Here is a 16363-nt window from a genome sequence, read left to right on the forward strand (position 1 = left end):
CAACAATTGTAGATAGCTAATCATATTTGAAGCAAAGGACACAACATGGGCTTTCTCTCCGGCAAAAAAATCCTCATTACCGGCCTCCTCTCCAACCGCTCTATTGCCTATGGTATCGCCAAAGCATGTCACCGCGAAGGCGCCGAATTGGCCTTTACCTACGTAGGTGAGCGCTTCAAGGACCGCATTGTGGATTTCGCGAAAGAATTCAATACCGAGCTCATTTTTGACTGTGACGTTGGTAGCGACGAGCAGATTTCAGCACTCTTTAAGGATTTATCCAAATCTTGGCCGCAATTTGACGGCTTCGTCCACGCGATTGGTTTTGCACCGCGCGAAGCAATTGCCGGTGATTTTTTAGAGGGCCTCTCTCGTGAGGGCTTCAAGATTGCCCATGACATCTCTGCATACAGCTTTCCAGCGATGGCAAAAGAAGCCTTACCAATGTTGCGTGACAAATCTTCATTACTCACATTGACCTACTTAGGTTCAATGAAGAATGTTCCAAACTACAACACCATGGGTTTGGCAAAGGCCTCTCTAGAAGCATCTGTTCGCTACCTTGCTGGATCAGTGGGCCCCAAAGGCATTCGTGCTAACGGTATTTCTGCTGGCCCAATTAAAACTCTGGCTGCCTCTGGCATTAAGGGCTTTAGCAAAATATTGGAGGCAGTTGAGCAAACGGCTCCACTGCGTCGCAACGTCACGATTGATGACGTTGGTAATACCGCCGCTTTCTTGTTATCCGATTTAGCCAACGGCATTACCGCTGAAATCATTTACGTCGATAATGGCTTTAGTCAAGTCGTTGGCGGAATGGAAGACGCTTGAGCATTCCGCTGCGTGAGGCTTTAAAGTTTTGGGCCAAACTCGGCTTTATTAGTTTTGGTGGGCCTGCAGGGCAAATCGCTGTTTTGCATCAAGAGTTGGTTGTGAAGCGTCGCTGGATTTCTGAGCGGCGCTTTTTACATGCTCTGAACTACTGCATGTTGTTGCCAGGGCCGGAAGCGCAACAGCTAGTGACTTATATTGGCTGGCTGATGCACCGCAGCTGGGGTGGCATTCTGGCCGGAAGTCTATTTGTCTTGCCATCACTATTTATTTTGATTGCTCTATCCTGGATTTATCTCACCTTCGGACAGGTGCCCTGGATTGCCGCAATCTTTTTTGGCATTAAGCCGGCAGTGGTCGCGATTGTTTTACATGCAGCTGTTCGCATTGGTAAGCGTACGATTCATAACCCAGCGTTGAAATGGATTGCGCTGGTTTCTTTTTTGGCTATCTTCCTTCTGAACTTAGCCTTCCCAATTATTGTCATGATCGCTGCTGCAGTGGGTTACTGGGGCGGTAAGCGCTACCCACAATATTTTCAGCAAATGGGCTCTCACGGAAATTCCCAGGAGAAAAATTACGGTAGCGCCATCATTGATGACAACACCCCCACCCCTGAGCATGCGCAATTCAATATTCAAAAAACGATTTTTCACAGTGTGGTGGCACTTGCTTGCTGGTTACTCCCGATTGCAGCCTTAATAGCAATCTTTGGATGGAACACACTTTATCCTGAAATCGCCTGGTTCTTCACCAAGGCCGCGCTGCTGACCTTTGGTGGCGCTTATGCAGTCCTGCCTTATGTATATCAAGGTGCGGTCGATCATTTTCATTGGCTAAGCGCCAATCAAATGATTGATGGTTTAGCGCTTGGAGAAACAACTCCTGGGCCACTCATCATGGTGGTTGCTTTTGTTGGCTATTTGGCTGGCCATATTCAGCATCTCATTGGCAACAGTAATCCATTTTGGTTTGGTGTCATTGGCGCCTGCGTTGCTACTTGGTTTACCTTCCTACCATCTTTCTTTTTTATTCTCGTTGGTGGCCCTTTAATTGAATCGACTCATGGCAAGTTAGGCTTCACCGCACCACTTACTGCCATTACCGCAGCAGTCGTTGGCGTTATTGCTAATTTAGGACTCTTCTTTGCATACCATGTGTTTTTACCAGGTGGCCTGAGTGGCTCAATTTCCTGGGTATCGATGATCATCTGCCTGTTAGCTGGATTAGCTCTGTTTAAGTTCAAAAAAGGGGTAATGACAGTATTGGGAGGGTCTGCATTAGCTGGACTTCTTACTTACCTCGCTGCCGTTTTGATGAACTAAGCTTTTTTCCAAGATTGGCATAATGGAACTTATGCGAATCGAACCAGAAACCATCACCCACTTACAAGAATGGCTTGGCAAAACCGAGTCTTTTCAAGATCTTGTAACAGCAGCGCCAATGCGCGCCCTTTCGGCAACGCTGGATCGGGATGATCCGGCTCCAACCAGAAGTACTTTTCTGCCTGAGCTTTGGCACTGGCTCTATTTTTTACCGCATGCTCGCGAATCTGAAATTGGGCCAGATGGTCATCCCAAGCGCGGTGGCTTTCTTCCTCCGGTCCCGCTACCACGTCGCATGTGGGCAGGTAGTCGCGTGCAGTGGTTAGCGCCACTTTCTGTTGGCGATGAAATCGAGCGTGTCTCTAAAATTGAATCTGTTACCCATAAGGCAGGTCGCAGTGGTGATTTGATTTTTGTCTTGGTCAAACATGAGGTCTCCAATCAAAATGGTCTAGCAATTATCGAGGAACACGATATCGTTTATCGCGATGCGCCAGGGCCCGATGACAAACCAGTCCCCCCTACTCCGGCGCCAAGCGAGGCCAAGTGGACAAAGACTATTGCTCCTGATGATGTGCTGCTCTTTCGTTACTCAGCTCTTACCTTCAATGGCCATCGCATTCATTACGATCGCAAATACGTTACCGAGGTGGAAGGCTATCCTGGGTTAATAGTTCATGGCCCATTGATCGCGACTCTGTTGGTCGATCTCGTTCGGCAAAGCATTCCAGGCTGCAAGTTGAAGAGCTTTGAGTTCCGCGCAATTCGACCGACTTTTGACATCAACAACTTTAAAGTATCAGCCAAACCGGATTTAGAGAAAGATCCGAGCGGCAAAACAATTGCTATTTGGGCGCAAGATCACGAAGACTGGCTCACCATGCAAGCCACTGCTATTTTGGCTTAATGCATCAGCCCTGAGGAGAGAATATTTTTATGCAGAATCAACATTTATCGCGCGAACTGGCTAGCTTTGCTGCTAATTTAAAAGTCAGCGACATTCCAAACGATGTAATGAGTCGCGCCGAGGATTTATTAGTTGATTGGTTTGGTTCAGCAATCGCAGGCAAGGGCTCTCGCCCCGTTGAAACCATTACCCAGTTCGCCCAAACCATGGGTGGCTTTGATGACGCACATGCTGGCCCCTCTGAAATTCTGATCACCCGCAAACGCTCAAGCCCTTTTTTGGCAGCCATGGCTAATGCAGCCGCTTCACATGTAGCAGAGCAAGACGATGTTCATAACGGTTCAGTCTTCCATCCCGCTACGGTGGTATTTCCACCGGCCTTAGCTTGTGCTCAAGCAATCGGGGCTTCTGGTGAAGATCTTTTAGTGGCATCTGTAGCTGGTTATGAAGTTGGTATTCGGGTTGGTGAGTTTTTGGGTCGCTCACATTACAAAGTCTTTCACACTACCGGTACTGCAGGCACCCTTGCTGCTGCTGCTGCAGTAGGGAGACTTCTGAAGCTTTCTCCTGCGCAAATGCTTCACGCCTTTGGTTCTGCTGGCACACAATCTGCTGGTCTCTGGGAATTTCTGCGTGATGCTGCAGACTCTAAACAATTACATACTGCCCACGCTGCGGCAACAGGCTTGATGTCAGCCTATATTGCTCAAGCAGGTTTTACGGGCGCCGAGCATATCCTCGAAGGCAAGCAGGGACTAGCTGCCGGCACATCAAGTGATGCCGATCCTAGCAAATTAGTCGATCAATTAGGTGCTCGCTGGGCTTTAGCAGAAACAAGCTTTAAGTACCACGCCTCGTGCCGCCACACCCACCCTGCTGCTGATGCACTATTGCAAGTGATGCTGACTAATAAACTAAAGCCTAGCGATATCGCCAAAGTCGAAACCCTAGTGCACCAAGGTGCGATCGATGTCTTGGGTCCTGTTATCAATCCTGCGACCGTACATCAATCCAAATTTTCGATGGGCACTGTTCTTGCCTTAGTTGCACACTATCAATTCGCTGGGCTGCAAGAATTCGATGCGCATTTTCATGATGATGCAATTTGTCTATTCCGCGATCGAGTCACGATGACCCTTGATCCCGAGGTGGATGACGCCTATCCACAGCGCTGGATTGGTAAAGTGAAAGTGCACTTAAATAACGGCGACATTTTAGATGGTCGTGTAGATGAGCCTAAGGGCGATCCCGGCAATACTTTAAGCCGCCATGAAATTACCGATAAAGCTCTGCGCCTTGCTGCCTTTAGTGGTGGCGCTAGCCCTGCTGAGATGACTAAAGCGATTGACCTCTTGTGGAATATCCGCAAACAGGCCAAGATAGGCTCTTTACTTCCAAGCAATGAATCGACTCCACCCTTATGAATCCACTTGATACGCCTTTAGGTTTTTGTAGTAACTTTTTATTTGTACCAGGCACCCGTTCTGAGCGTTTTGTTAAAGCACTTGATAGCGGCGCCAGTGGAGTCATCCTTGATTTGGAAGATGCGGTTGCTCCGGAAGATAAAGAAGTTGCTCGCAACGCAATTCGAACCGCTTGGCCTAGCTTTACTGCTGAACAACAGAAACGTTTAGTCATTCGCAGCAACTCACCAGGTAGTCAGTTTTATGCTGCTGATTTAATTCTGGCACAAGAGCTCGATATTGCTTGCCTACTCATACCAAAGAGTGAGTCCGCAGATGAGATGAATGGTGCTGCGCTCGTTTTGCCGAATACCGCTCTCATCCCCATGATTGAAACTGCTATTGGACTAGATCATCTTCGCGAAATTGCTAATGCCAACCAAGTGATTCGCCTTGCCTTAGGTAACCTAGATCTTCAAGCAGACCTTGGTATGGTTTGTGACCCACAAGAAACCGAACTACAAACTGCGCGCTATCAAATCGTCTTGGCATCCCGAGTGGCCCAGATTGCCCCTCCTGTTGATGGGGTTACGCCTTCTACTGATGATGTAGTGCGCATTCAGGATGATGCTGAACGGGCAAAACGCATGGGCTTTGGCGGAAAACTTTGTATCCACCCAAAGCAAGTGGGTATTGTGAAGTCAGCCTTCATGCCTTCAGAGGAAGAGCTTGCCTGGGCTAAGCGAGTCATTGAGGCCGATAAAGCATCTAAAGGAGGCGCAGTAAAGCTCGATGGACGCATGATTGATCGACCAGTGGTTTTGCTGGCCCAAAGAACCATTGCCATTGCTGGTAAACACTAGGTATCTCCCTATCCCTAAAAAGCTCTAAAACTGGCAGAATTGGTCAACATAACTAAATCATGGAGACCAAAGTGAAAATGAAGAATTTCTTATTTTCCGGAATAACCGCAGCGCTCACTGCTAGCGCACTACTGAGTGGCAATGCCATCGCTCAAAAAGATTGGCCAAACAAATCCATTAGCCTGATTGTGCCGTTTGCTGCTGGCGGCCCAACGGATACTGTTGCGCGCTTAATTGCAGTACCAATGGGACAGGCTTTAGGGCAAACTGTTGTTGTCGAGAATGTGAATGGCGCAGGTGGAACCATTGCATCAACTAAAGTGGCGCGCGCCGCTCCTGATGGTTACACCATTTATTTACATCACATGGGAATGGCAACGGCTAATGCGCTTTACGATAAGCTCCCATACGACCCGCTGACCAGCTTTGAATACATTGGCCAAGTAGCTGATGTGCCAATGGTGCTTTTGGGTAAAAAAGATCTGCCGCCAAATAACTTCAAAGAGTTGGAGGCCTATATCAAAGCAAATGGCTCAAAAGTCACGATGGCTAATGCCGGCCCAGGCGCCGTTTCACAGCTTTGCGGTTTACTCTTTCAGAGTCGTATGGGCGTCAAACTGACAAACGTCCCCTATAAAGGAACTGGCCCGGCTCTGACAGATCTATTGGGCGGACAAGTTGATTTACTTTGCGACCAAACTACCCAAACAATTCCTTACATTAAGGATGGTCGCATTAAAGCCTATGGCACCACCACCTTAAAACGCTTGCCTGCAATTCCAAATGTGCCTACTTTGGATGAACAAGGTCTGAAAGGTTTCGAAGTCAAAGTTTGGCATGGCATGTACACACCAAAAGGTGTTCCAAAGCCTATCTTAGATAAGCTTAATGCAGCCTTAAAGAAAGCCTTAAATTCCCCAGATGTTAAGAAGCGTTTAGAAGACGCCAATATCGACATCGTTTCACCAGAGAAGATGACGCCCAATGGCCTAAAGTCTCACCTTGAAGCAGAAGTGAATAAATGGGGTCCGATTATTCGTAAATCGAATATTCCAGACTAAGCCTTTAGGCTATGAAATCAAAAGCCAGCGATCTGCTGGCTTTTTTCTTGCTAAAGGAATAATGCTAATGAGTCTTAACCCGGTCTAAATAAATAACCTGAGCGGGCTTTATCTCTGCGCTTTCTATAAAACGCCCCGATCAACGCAATCAAAGCCCAGATCACCAATAAAGGATCGAGTAAGTAGTCCCAAAGATTGGCAGACTCATGCCATTGGGCCGCCCAAGCAAGAATGGCGATGGCTATGATCCATACACCTTTATTCCAATTAGCCAAACCGCATACTAGGGCGAAAAATAAAACCGCAATAAAAAATACGATGGAGCCATAGCCCCAAGCATAGGGATCCACCATGCTAAACCCTAAGGCAAACGGATAAAACCCAATGGCGATGAAGACAATAGCAAACTTGAAAGTCAATGGCGCTGGCTTACCCCCTGGCAGCAATGATGCCCATAGCAATAACATGGTGACGATACTAAGATCACCAATAACAGCTCTTACATAAGCAGCAGGCGGCAACTCCATGCCGAATCCGAAAGGCCAATAGAAGAGATTGCCAATAAAGAAGACCAAAAGTACTTTAGTACTCAATGAGAATTCTTGTGGAAAGGTTTTTTGCAGCAGCAAAGTAATCAGGGCTGCGCAAGTAAGAGACATTTCTATCAGGGCAACAGTTTGCATAAGGTTATTCATTATTTAGCCTCCTGATAGAGTGGATCTGTTGGTAGGATAGGCAGTTGGTTCTGGGCATACTTTAACCAAGCACCAGAAAAATACCGGTGACGAATCTTCTTGCGATCCCAGGTGTAAACCAAATGGGCATCATTGCCATCAACACTCATGAGGTATGGATACGAAAACTCTTTGCGCTGATCATCCGGCAACGCCTCATCATCTTCCAATACTTCTACCGTATGCCATGCTCCGGATTTGCTGTTGCTCATCATCAAGACCAAGCGATAACGACCAGTTTCAATATTATTGAGAACCAAAATGCGTGTGCCATTATTTAACTCTAAACCAGTAAGCGCAGAATTGGGGTTAGCAATTGCTAAGTCTGTGGTTAACTTCCATGATTGGCCAGCATTTTGTGTTTGACTGACAGGCACCTGCTTTGCTTGACTGGCGCCTCTCGTCTGTCGGAAATACGCAGTTGCATCTTGGGCATCATTTACAAAAACCACTGGCTGAATCGCACTTCGACCTGAACTCATACGGCGCTTATCAATCACCTGACCTGCATCGATTCTCAGAAATTCGCCAAAGCGCCCAATCCATTCGTGATAAGCGGGCAAGCCAAGCCGGCCATCTGCAAACAAAACGCTTGGCGATTTGACTAGGGTGCTGAGATTCACCAGGGGTGAACTAATCAAGCGCTGAGGATTTTTCCACGTTAAACCTTCATCATCAGAAATCACACTGGAGATAGAGCTACCTGCCCAACCACCAATCGATACCGTGACAAAGAATAATTGCAGACGACCATCCGACATTCTGGCTGGAACCGGATTGCCTAATTTAGCGATATATCGGGATAAACCTTTTTCAGCGCTCACTCTATCCATCACGACAGTAGGCGTACTCCAGCTTGATGACTTGGGATCAAAGACAGCGCTATTAATCACAACATCTGCAGCGCCTTCACGACTTCCAGCGAACCAAAATGCCCGTATTGCACCATCTTTTAATGCAATCAAAGATGCCGCATGCACTGAAGCAGCGCCCGTCTCAGGCAACCAAGTGCTGATCGGATTTGCAATGCCCAACTTATTCGGGGTATTTTGGTTTTTAGATTTTAAATTTACAGGGGACTCCAATTCCACCTCAGCTGGAGCTGGCGCATTGGTTGCAAACGGGGCCCAAACTGGACGGCTATCAATATGTAAAAAGCCAATCACTGCAGCTAAAAATAGAAAACAAAGGGCGATCACACGGCTCATCTACAAACATCCTTTACATTAGAAAGATCTGGTGCGATCACTGGTGTTGCAACTAAATACTCATTCACAAAAAGATGCTTTCCGATTTGACCTTGCAACATCTCGATGATTTCTTCCTGAGAGTGTCGAGCGCGCATTTCCATTCTCCGCCCTACTATTTGGCAGGAATTACATAGCTCAGGTGGAGAGTCGAGTGAAGTGTGTACAGCAACCAAAGGGTAAGTACTTGTTAGGCCAGCAACATCAGTAGCATCTTTTGCTAAATAACCATGCAGCTTGGCGCCAGGCAGCAGCAATCGATACTCTTCATCCTTAGCGCGATAGTCGCAAGGAATCCAGACATTTTTACCTTGTATTTGAGCAATTGTCGCAGCTGAGTAACGCCCTAGGTCACCCTCCAATGGAGCTAGGCTACTCGTCAGTACACAATACGTCAGAAAACATCCCGCCAATGCTAGCGTCTTTGTCTGATTGATCCTGAATAAACCTATTAAAGCAATCAGGAGGCTGGCAGAGATCAATATCCAATGGCCATAAGAATAGCTCCATGCGCCCACCTCCCCGGTAAGGCCAGAGAGCTGCAGATTGGCGCCTATCCACAAAAACAGTGAAAGAATCATGAGCTGAAGAAATAAGGCGAGCCGAAATCCCCACAAAGGCAAGCGCTCCCAATGTAGCGCAATGAGTACAGCAAATGCTGGCATCACTGGTAACAGATAACGACCAGAGCGCTGGCTAGGTAAGGCAAACACGATCAAAAATGCAGCAATCAACAATAGCAAGAGAACTTCTTCCACATCTAAGAAGCGGCGCCCACGCCAGCATTGCAACAAGGTGGAGGCCAAGACAAAAGTAAATAAGCCTGCATTAGCTAAGGTGGTTAAAAGGAGTAGCCAAATGCTATCGCCGCCACGCAGAAGATCCAGCACATAGTTAGAGTTGCGGGCGGCAAACTTACCGGCATTCTCACCAAGCACGAATTCTTTCCAAACCGCCTCAGGATTTGGATCAAAAGCAAACCATAAAGCAAATACTGATAAAGCCAATATGCCAGCAATAAAAATCTTATAAAGATCACGCGTCAATGTGTTTGGAATACTCCATTGCCGCCAGCGCCAGTAGCAAAGGCCTAGAGCGAATGTGGCAGGAGCGATATAAGCAAAGGATTTAGCGAAGAGCGCCAGACCAAAACAGATGCCAGCCAATAACGGGAACAAGAGTTTGGATTCAAATGCGCACCGCCCCCAATACAAAAGGGCCATGAATGGCAAACTTATCCAAAAAACTTCTGGGGGGTCGGCTAGAAAAGGGCGTCCATAGCGATAGGTCGCGAAAAATGAAAGCCATACCAGAGCTGCCAATACACCGGTTTGGGTTTTACCGCTAAATCGACGTACCGCCAAAAACAAGAAAAATGCAGTAAGCCCCGTATAGAGCACGCTAGGCCAACGCAAATTCATTAGCGACCATTTGCTAGCCCAATGACTGCTAGCTATGCCCTGCCAAAAAATAAGTGGTGGCTTAGTATTCTTGATTCCGTCCATCTCGGACTGCAGGGGAAGCCAATTGCCTGTCTGTGCAGTCATACGCACTATATGCATGTAGGGATACTCATCCCCGTTTTTAGGGGCAAATCGACTATCTAAGCCGTAGAGATAGGTAAATACACCTAAAAAGAGGATTAAGAGGGCAGAACGGTAAGAAAATGAACCTCGCATACCTATAGTTTATAGGGCTTGCATGAAGGCTTGAAAAAAATGAATTGATCCACTTTTTCGAATGAGCTTATGAAAAATGAATCTGAGGAAAAACTCACTTTTTAGAACTTCTTGTTTAAGATGCTATCAAGCAAAAATAAAATGCTTTACCTAGAAATAAACTAAATGGAGATGGACCCGATGCGAGCAAAGTTTCTCAAACCCGCAATCCTAGCAGTGCTTTATATCGGCTTTAGCCAGTGGAGCGGGGTTGCCCTTGCGCAAAATGCTGAAGCCAGTAATTTATATAAACGCGGCCTGGCTGCCACTTGCGCCAACTGTCATGGCACCGATGGCAAAGGTGTAGTTGACGGCGGAATGCCATTAATCAATACCCTCACTAGCGAACAAATGCTGACTCAATTAAAAGCATTTAAATCTGGCGCTCGTGAAGGAACAATCATGCCGCAGTTAGCCAAAGGCTATTCTGATGAGCAACTTGAAACTATCGCCAATCAACTTGGCAAGAAACAATAAGGAAGCCATGATGGATCGTCGACACTTTATTGGTCAAAGCGCAGCAGCGCTTGGTTTGCTTGCGGGATTTTCCGGACAAGCTCGCGCTAATTTACAAAAAGCAGAAATTTTAGTTATTGGCGGAGGTTATGGCGGGGCCACTGCTGCCAAATACTTGCGCCTATTTTCCAACAACACGGCCAAAGTAACCCTCATTGAACCAAATGCTTCTTTTGTTTCTTGCCCGCTATCGAATTTGGTTGTCGGTGGCTCACGCACTCTCGCAGAGATCACCACTCCTTACGATAATCTAAGCAAACGTCATGGCATCAAAATCATGCAAGATAGTGTTGCCAGTATTAATGCAGATAAAAAGACGGTCACACTTGCATCAGGCAAAACCTTACGCTACGACAAAGCTATTGTTTCACCAGGCGTTACCTTGATGATGAATAGCATTGAAGGATTAGCGCAAGCAAACAAGGCCGGCGTAACATTGCAAGCCTGGAAAGCTGGCCCTGAAACAGTTGCACTTCACAAACAACTTGCCGCAATGCGCGATGGCGGTACTTTTGCAATTAGCATCCCAGAAGCTCCTTATCGCTGCCCTCCTGGCCCTTATGAGCGGGCTTGCCAAGTAGCAAACTATCTCAAACACAACAAGCCTAAATCTAAAGTTTTAATTTTGGATGCGAACCAAGATGTGACATCGAAGGGTGCGCTCTTTAAGAAAGTGTGGGCTGAGCAGTATTCTGGAATCATTGAGTATTTACCAAAGCACAATGTCACCGCTGTTGATGCAAAAACCAAAACAATCAAGCTTGAAGTTCAAGATGACATCAAGGCTGACGTATTGAATTTACTTCCCGCAATGAGTGCCGGTGAGATTGCAGTGAAAACAGGCTTGGCGAATTCAAATGGGCGTTGGGTCAATGTGAATTTTATTAACTTTGAATCCACAGCCCAAAAAGACATTCACGTCTTAGGCGACTCTATTCAAATTGCGCCAGCAATGCCCAAGTCTGGTCACATGGCCAATCAACACGCCAAAGTGGCAGCTGCGGCAATTGTTGCTGAACTCAGTGGCTGGGAAGTGAATCCTGCTCCCGTCCTCACTAATACTTGCTACAGCTTCGTCAACGACCGTGAAGTTGTTCACGTTGCTAGTGTCCACCAGTACAACGCCACTGAAAAAACCTTCAAGACTGTTCCCGGCTCTGGAGGGCTATCGCCAGCACCATCCACCCTTGAAGGGGTGTATGCCTGGGGGTGGGCCCACAACATTTGGGCTGATAGTTTGGGTTGATCAAAGTCAACACTTCAGAAAAAAGGGGCCTATGGGCCTCTTTTTTTATTCTTCTGAGCGCAATTGAGAAATATACTGAGAAAGATAGATCAGCAAACAGGAGACTTTATGAACATGACCCCTCACTCGCCAAAAGATGCATCCCAATTAGAAGATGCCATTGAAAAATGGACGGTACCAATCGGCAACTTATTTGTATCTCTCTTTCATCGCATCGCCTTGTTTGGAATTGGTGCTGCAACAGTCTGGTCAGCAGCAGTTGCCTTTTTAGGAATGGTTAACAAAGGCTCGGCCTCGATTGAAGACCTGCTCTTGCTATTTATCTACCTTGAAATTGGCGCGATGGTTGGTATTTATTTCAAGACCAACCATATGCCAGTACGCTTTTTGATCTATGTCGCCATCACTGCTGTCACCCGTCTCATTATTGACCTGGTGAATACTAAGCATGAGGCAGATATGGCCATCCTCCTCATGGGTCTCACAATCTTGATTCTGGCACTAGCTAATGCAGTGGTTCGTTATGCCTCTTTCAAATTCCCCAGTCGATCTGGTGAGAGTGAATAGCCTATAAAAGTAGCTCGGGTTTAGGGGGTTGTTCATCCCCTGGGCCTGTTTTAGCTTGGGCTGCTTGCTCTGCCTCAGAGGCCTGAAGTGGCTCTACCTTGCTTAGTACCTGCCCAGCAAGGGTAATGGATGTCTCGTCAATTTGATAGGGCTGAACCCCTCGGTTGAGGCAGTTGCGCACATAGTCGATGCTAGTGCGCAATGAATAGCACTCACTTGCTAAGCGCCTAGATACTTGAATCGTGAGCGCCTGATACTCAAGTGCATCCAGCCTCTTCAAATATTCATCGAGTCGACCTAAATCAAAATTCACAAGCAATTCTTGTTCAAAACTCTTTAGATCTGAATACACTCGATTAATTTTGTTTTGCATTCTCCTGGTTCTGTAGCCAGGTAGAGCTTGTAATAAGGGGTAGCTAACCAGTAGAAATGGCAGCAAGATGAAGACCAGTCTATTGACTAACTCTGCAAGCCAGAACGGCAAGTAAGCCACTAAGAAGGGATAGCTATTCTTCTCATAATGAATGGCTACCGGACTCTCTGGGAGCATTGTATTTTTAAACGACGGGAACTCTCCACGATGAGCAAAGAAAGTTGCTTTGCCATTGATTTCTCTCGCCGCCTCCAAAAATAAATACTGAATGGCAGGATGCATGCGATCATCAATTAAAAGATTGGTGGTGGTTGCCAGGAGTTTTAGATCTGATTTTGGGAAGTTGCGCTTTAAATCAAACGCACCTTCAGGCACTTTTAATATGCTCAGATAGGGAATTAATTTTGCATAAGCCTCGGCTCGTCCAAATGTACCCAGTTGTAAATTAGGATCATTCAATAAGGCCTGCACGTTTGGAGAGTAGTAGGTATCCACGATAAAAATGCCATCAATCTCCCCTTTCTGAATTGCCTTTACACCTTCATTCCCAGGTAAATTTACAAAACTTGGCCCAGGCTCGTAACCTGAAAGCTGTAATATTTTGATTGCCTGCGCGTGCGTACCGCTACCTTCAACGCCAATTGAAATCTTTTGGGTAAGAAAATATTGAAAGCGGCTATCTACACCCTGAAAATCTTTTGCATTGAGTTCGGGGCCACGATGGAAAAACCAAATAGGATCATAAGCAATCACACCCAACGATTGAATACCTGTCACATCTTTAGTAGGCACCACGCCCGCTTGAACAAATGCTGCTTGCAAAGGATCATTGCGATCTGACAAACGATCAATATTTTCTTGTGCCCCATTTGTCGAAATCAACTCCAGAGTAATACCCTTCTTGGCAAAAAACTCTGCATACTGTTCGCCAAGCATCTCGTTAGAGCTACCTTTGGTTCCAGTTGCCATCATGACGTGTCGCGGGGGCGGCGGATCTACATACCACCAAATACCCATGAGAATGGCCAAAAGCAAAAACAAAATTGGCCAAGTCTCTTGTAAAAATTGGGTGAAGTCTGTCCACCACTCCTGAGCACTCTCAGAAAGGCCTAGAAAGGTTTCTTGAACATTCTGTTTAAAGCTTCCCATGCACTACCTATTAGCAAAAATAGCAAAAGCTAATGATAATGTGCTTATTGAATATTTCCTGCAGAAAAACCTAAATCCATGCTCCAACTGAGAAAATCCCTCGATAGAGGCTATGCTGACCACGGCTGGCTCCAAAGTTTCCACTCCTTCTCCTTTGCCGGATATCACGACCCCCAATTTATGGGTTGGGGGAACTTAAGAGTCATCAACGATGATCGCGTTGCGCCAGGAATGGGCTTTGGCAAACATGGTCATCGCAATATGGAAATTATTAGCTATGTTCTCTCTGGTGAGTTGGCCCATCAAGATAGCATGGGTAATGTGGAAAGCATTCCACCTGGAGATGTGCAGCGCATGAGTGCTGGCTCTGGCGTGATGCATAGTGAGTTTAATCACGCTCAGGATCAAACAACCCACCTCTTGCAAATCTGGATTGAACCCAATGTTTTAGAAATTGAGCCCAGCTATGAGCAAAAGACTGTCCCAATCTCCGACAAAGAAGGCAAGCTATGCTTGATTGCCTCACCTGATGGTAAGGATGGTTCTGTCAAGATATTTGCAGATGCGAAGTTATATGCGGGCTTATTTAATGGCTCACAATCAGCACAAATAGAACTTGATCCAAAGCGTAAAGCCTATGTTCACCTCATCAAGGGATCCTTAACTGTCAATGATCAAACACTAGAAGGTGGCGATGCACTCCTAATAGAACATGAATCTTCTATAAAAATAAATGATGGCATTGATGCTGAAGTGCTATTTTTTGACCTGAGTCATTAAATAAATAGCAAGCTAGGTTTACGATAAGCCCATCAGAAGGACTCTATAAGATCATGATTGAAACATCTGGCAAAAAACTCGCTGGTCCCATTATTCGCCTCCACCCAAACGACAATATTGTGGTTGCAAGAATTGACGTAGGTATCGGTGCAGAAGTTCCTAGTGAGAATTTCACGAGCCGTAGCCAGGTTCCAGCAGGCTACAAAATTGCTGCCAAGAAAATATTGAAAGGCGAGCCAATTCTGAAGTACAACGTGACCGTTGGATTTGCAAATACCGATATTGAAGCCGGCACGATGGTTCATAGTCACAACACTGAGTTTCGTGAATTTGATCGAGACTACGCCTACGCTAGTGAATTTCAACCAACGCAAATGCTGCCAGAGTCTGAGCGCGCTACCTTTCAAGGCTACGTTAGATCAAACGGTAAAGTGGGCACGCGCAATTTCATTGGGATCTTATCGACCGTGAATTGCTCGGCTACAGTAGTGAATAAGATTGCCGACTGGTTTACACCAGAGAGATTAAAAGATTTTCCAAACGTGGATGGGGTGGTGGCATTTAGCCATGACATCGGCTGCGGCATGGAAATGAGCGGTGAACCGATGGAACTGCTGCGCCGGACGATGGCTGGCTATGCGCGCCACCCTAACCTTGCTTCTGCACTCATTGTCGGTCTTGGTTGCGAGCGCAATCAACTTAAAGGATTGATGGAGCAGGAAGATTTAACGGCAAGTAAAAACCTGCACACCTTCATCATGCAAGAGTCGGGTGGCACTCGCAAAACCATTGAAGCCGGTATTGAGGCAGTGAAAGCTTTGCTTCCAGAGGCCAATAAAGCTGAACGTGAAACCGTTTCTGCAAGTCACCTATGCGTTGGCTTGCAATGTGGTGGCTCGGATGGTTTCTCATCGATCACAGCCAATCCGGCATTAGGCGCTGCCATCGACATCCTCTCTCGCCATGGCGGCACTGGGATTTTGTCTGAGACTCCAGAGATTTATGGCGTAGAGCACACCCTCACGCGCCGTGCAGCAAGTCAAGCTATTGGTGAGAAGCTCATTAAACGGATTCGCTGGTGGAAAGATGAATACTCTGTTGGCAGAGATGTACAGATCAACGGTCAAGTCAGCCCCGGCAATCAAATTGGCGGGCTTGCCAACATCTTCGAAAAATCCCTAGGCTCCTCCATGAAAGGCGGCACCGGTCCGCTAATGGAAGTCTATAAGTATGCTGAGCCCGTCACCACTAAAGGCTTTGTCTTTATGGATACCCCAGGATTTGATCCCGTCTCCGCTACTGGGCAAATTGCTGGTGGTGCAAACTTAATTGCCTTTACGACTGGTAGGGGTTCCATGTTTGGCTCCAAACCTGCGCCATGCATCAAACTAGCCACTAATACCCCAATGTATATGAGACTGACCGAGGATATGGATATTAATTGCGGGGAGATTTTGGATGGGACAGTTTCCGTTCAAGAGATGGGTCAGCGCATATTTGAGCTTTTCCTGCGTACAGCCTCTGGAGAGTCATCCAAGAGCGAATTACTTGGCCTAGGTGACTATGAGTTTGTACCCTGGCAAATCGGGGTGATGAGCTAATAGGATTGTAGAATTCATCATTAGCTCTGTCAGAATGCATGA

Annotated in this window: 15 protein-coding genes; 11 read left to right on the forward strand and 4 right to left on the reverse strand. The window is 46.6% G+C overall.

Annotated features, from left to right (window positions below):
- Nucleotides 1-45 precede the first annotated feature (45 nt).
- The 6 genes from fabI (at nt 46) to C2740_RS06055 (ending at nt 6390) form a co-directional block, all read left to right on the forward strand.
- On the forward strand, nt 46-831 hold the full coding sequence (gene fabI, locus C2740_RS06030) for an enoyl-ACP reductase FabI (RefSeq protein ID WP_215292309.1): 786 nt from the start codon (nt 46-48) through the stop codon (nt 829-831).
- Nucleotides 828-2156: a chromate efflux transporter gene (gene chrA, locus C2740_RS06035; protein WP_215292311.1), complete on the forward strand. Its 1329-nt coding sequence runs from the start codon at nt 828-830 to the stop codon at nt 2154-2156. The genes fabI and chrA overlap by 4 nt, the downstream gene beginning before the upstream one ends.
- A 22-nt stretch (nt 2157-2178) precedes the next feature.
- Nucleotides 2179-3063 carry a MaoC family dehydratase N-terminal domain-containing protein gene (locus C2740_RS06040; RefSeq protein WP_215292313.1) on the forward strand — a complete coding sequence of 295 codons (885 nt, stop codon included), beginning with the start codon at nt 2179-2181 and terminating at the stop codon, nt 3061-3063.
- Between the two features lie 29 nt (nt 3064-3092).
- Complete coding sequence (locus tag C2740_RS06045; RefSeq protein ID WP_215292315.1) at nt 3093-4487, forward strand: MmgE/PrpD family protein; 1395 nt, start codon at nt 3093-3095, stop codon at nt 4485-4487.
- Nucleotides 4484-5329, forward strand: coding sequence for a CoA ester lyase (locus tag C2740_RS06050; RefSeq protein ID WP_215292317.1), 846 nt, complete (start codon nt 4484-4486; stop codon nt 5327-5329). Before C2740_RS06045 ends, C2740_RS06050 begins: the two co-directional genes overlap by 4 nt.
- 77 nt (nt 5330-5406) lie before the next feature.
- Complete coding sequence (locus tag C2740_RS06055) at nt 5407-6390, forward strand: tripartite tricarboxylate transporter substrate binding protein BugD (protein ID WP_251369716.1); 984 nt, start codon at nt 5407-5409, stop codon at nt 6388-6390.
- A 74-nt stretch (nt 6391-6464) separates the two neighbouring features.
- Here C2740_RS06055 and C2740_RS06060 read toward each other — a convergent pair whose 3' ends face one another.
- Genes C2740_RS06060 through C2740_RS06070 form a run of 3 tightly spaced genes read right to left on the reverse strand, consistent with a single transcriptional unit; the run spans nt 6465 to nt 10050 of the window.
- Nucleotides 6465-7085 carry a hypothetical protein gene (locus C2740_RS06060; RefSeq protein ID WP_215292321.1) on the reverse strand — a complete coding sequence of 207 codons (621 nt, stop codon included), beginning with the start codon at nt 7083-7085 and terminating at the stop codon, nt 6465-6467.
- Nucleotides 7085-8332, reverse strand: a complete 1248-nt coding sequence (locus tag C2740_RS06065; protein ID WP_215292323.1) for an exo-alpha-sialidase — start codon at nt 8330-8332, stop codon at nt 7085-7087. The genes C2740_RS06060 and C2740_RS06065 overlap by 1 nt, the downstream gene beginning before the upstream one ends.
- Nucleotides 8329-10050 (reverse strand): glycosyltransferase family 39 protein, encoded by a 1722-nt coding sequence (locus tag C2740_RS06070; RefSeq protein WP_215292325.1) that lies wholly within the window; start codon nt 10048-10050, stop codon nt 8329-8331. The genes C2740_RS06065 and C2740_RS06070 overlap by 4 nt, the downstream gene beginning before the upstream one ends.
- Nucleotides 10051-10230: 180 nt before the next feature.
- On the opposite strand from C2740_RS06070, the gene C2740_RS06075 reads away from it, so the two are divergent.
- The 3 genes from C2740_RS06075 (at nt 10231) to C2740_RS06085 (ending at nt 12418) form a co-directional block, all read left to right on the forward strand.
- Nucleotides 10231-10566: a c-type cytochrome gene (locus C2740_RS06075; protein ID WP_215292327.1), complete on the forward strand. Its 336-nt coding sequence runs from the start codon at nt 10231-10233 to the stop codon at nt 10564-10566.
- A gap of 10 nt (nt 10567-10576) precedes the next feature.
- Nucleotides 10577-11851 (forward strand): NAD(P)/FAD-dependent oxidoreductase, encoded by a 1275-nt coding sequence (locus C2740_RS06080; protein WP_215294336.1) that lies wholly within the window; start codon nt 10577-10579, stop codon nt 11849-11851.
- 108 nt (nt 11852-11959) lie between these two features.
- Complete coding sequence (locus C2740_RS06085) at nt 11960-12418, forward strand: phosphate-starvation-inducible protein PsiE (protein WP_215292329.1); 459 nt, start codon at nt 11960-11962, stop codon at nt 12416-12418.
- Nucleotide 12419: 1 nt separating this feature from the next.
- Here C2740_RS06085 and C2740_RS06090 read toward each other — a convergent pair whose 3' ends face one another.
- Nucleotides 12420-13940 (reverse strand): TAXI family TRAP transporter solute-binding subunit, encoded by a 1521-nt coding sequence (locus tag C2740_RS06090; RefSeq protein ID WP_215292331.1) that lies wholly within the window; start codon nt 13938-13940, stop codon nt 12420-12422.
- 78 nt (nt 13941-14018) lie between these two features.
- Here C2740_RS06090 and C2740_RS06095 point away from each other — a divergent pair, with 78 nt between their 5' ends.
- Nucleotides 14019-14720 (forward strand): pirin family protein, encoded by a 702-nt coding sequence (locus C2740_RS06095; protein WP_215292333.1) that lies wholly within the window; start codon nt 14019-14021, stop codon nt 14718-14720.
- Between the two features lie 53 nt (nt 14721-14773).
- Nucleotides 14774-16321, forward strand: a complete 1548-nt coding sequence (locus tag C2740_RS06100; protein WP_215292335.1) for a UxaA family hydrolase — start codon at nt 14774-14776, stop codon at nt 16319-16321.
- The last annotated feature ends 42 nt before the right edge of the window (nt 16322-16363 follow it).

The organism is Polynucleobacter sp. MG-5-Ahmo-C2, assembly GCF_018687735.1.
Classification (GTDB): Bacteria; Pseudomonadota; Gammaproteobacteria; order Burkholderiales; family Burkholderiaceae; genus Polynucleobacter.

Bases quoted from the DNA above. Each gene is read 5' to 3' on its own strand.
- fabI (WP_215292309.1), top strand. From the start codon at position 46: ATGGGCTTTCTCTCCGGCAAAAAAATCCTCATTACCGGCCTCCTCTCC.
- C2740_RS06040 (WP_215292313.1), top strand. From the start codon at position 2,179: ATGGAACTTATGCGAATCGAACCAGAAACCATCACCCACTTACAAGAA.
- C2740_RS06045 (WP_215292315.1), top strand. From the start codon at position 3,093: ATGCAGAATCAACATTTATCGCGCGAACTGGCTAGCTTTGCTGCTAAT.
- C2740_RS06050 (WP_215292317.1), top strand. From the start codon at position 4,484: ATGAATCCACTTGATACGCCTTTAGGTTTTTGTAGTAACTTTTTATTT.
- C2740_RS06055 (WP_251369716.1), top strand. From the start codon at position 5,407: ATGAAGAATTTCTTATTTTCCGGAATAACCGCAGCGCTCACTGCTAGC.
- C2740_RS06060 (WP_215292321.1), bottom strand. From the start codon at position 7,085: ATGAATAACCTTATGCAAACTGTTGCCCTGATAGAAATGTCTCTTACT.
- C2740_RS06065 (WP_215292323.1), bottom strand. From the start codon at position 8,332: ATGAGCCGTGTGATCGCCCTTTGTTTTCTATTTTTAGCTGCAGTGATT.
- C2740_RS06070 (WP_215292325.1), bottom strand. From the start codon at position 10,050: ATGCGAGGTTCATTTTCTTACCGTTCTGCCCTCTTAATCCTCTTTTTA.
- C2740_RS06075 (WP_215292327.1), top strand. From the start codon at position 10,231: ATGCGAGCAAAGTTTCTCAAACCCGCAATCCTAGCAGTGCTTTATATC.
- C2740_RS06080 (WP_215294336.1), top strand. From the start codon at position 10,577: ATGGATCGTCGACACTTTATTGGTCAAAGCGCAGCAGCGCTTGGTTTG.
- C2740_RS06085 (WP_215292329.1), top strand. From the start codon at position 11,960: ATGAACATGACCCCTCACTCGCCAAAAGATGCATCCCAATTAGAAGAT.
- C2740_RS06090 (WP_215292331.1), bottom strand. From the start codon at position 13,940: ATGGGAAGCTTTAAACAGAATGTTCAAGAAACCTTTCTAGGCCTTTCT.
- C2740_RS06095 (WP_215292333.1), top strand. From the start codon at position 14,019: ATGCTCCAACTGAGAAAATCCCTCGATAGAGGCTATGCTGACCACGGC.
- C2740_RS06100 (WP_215292335.1), top strand. From the start codon at position 14,774: ATGATTGAAACATCTGGCAAAAAACTCGCTGGTCCCATTATTCGCCTC.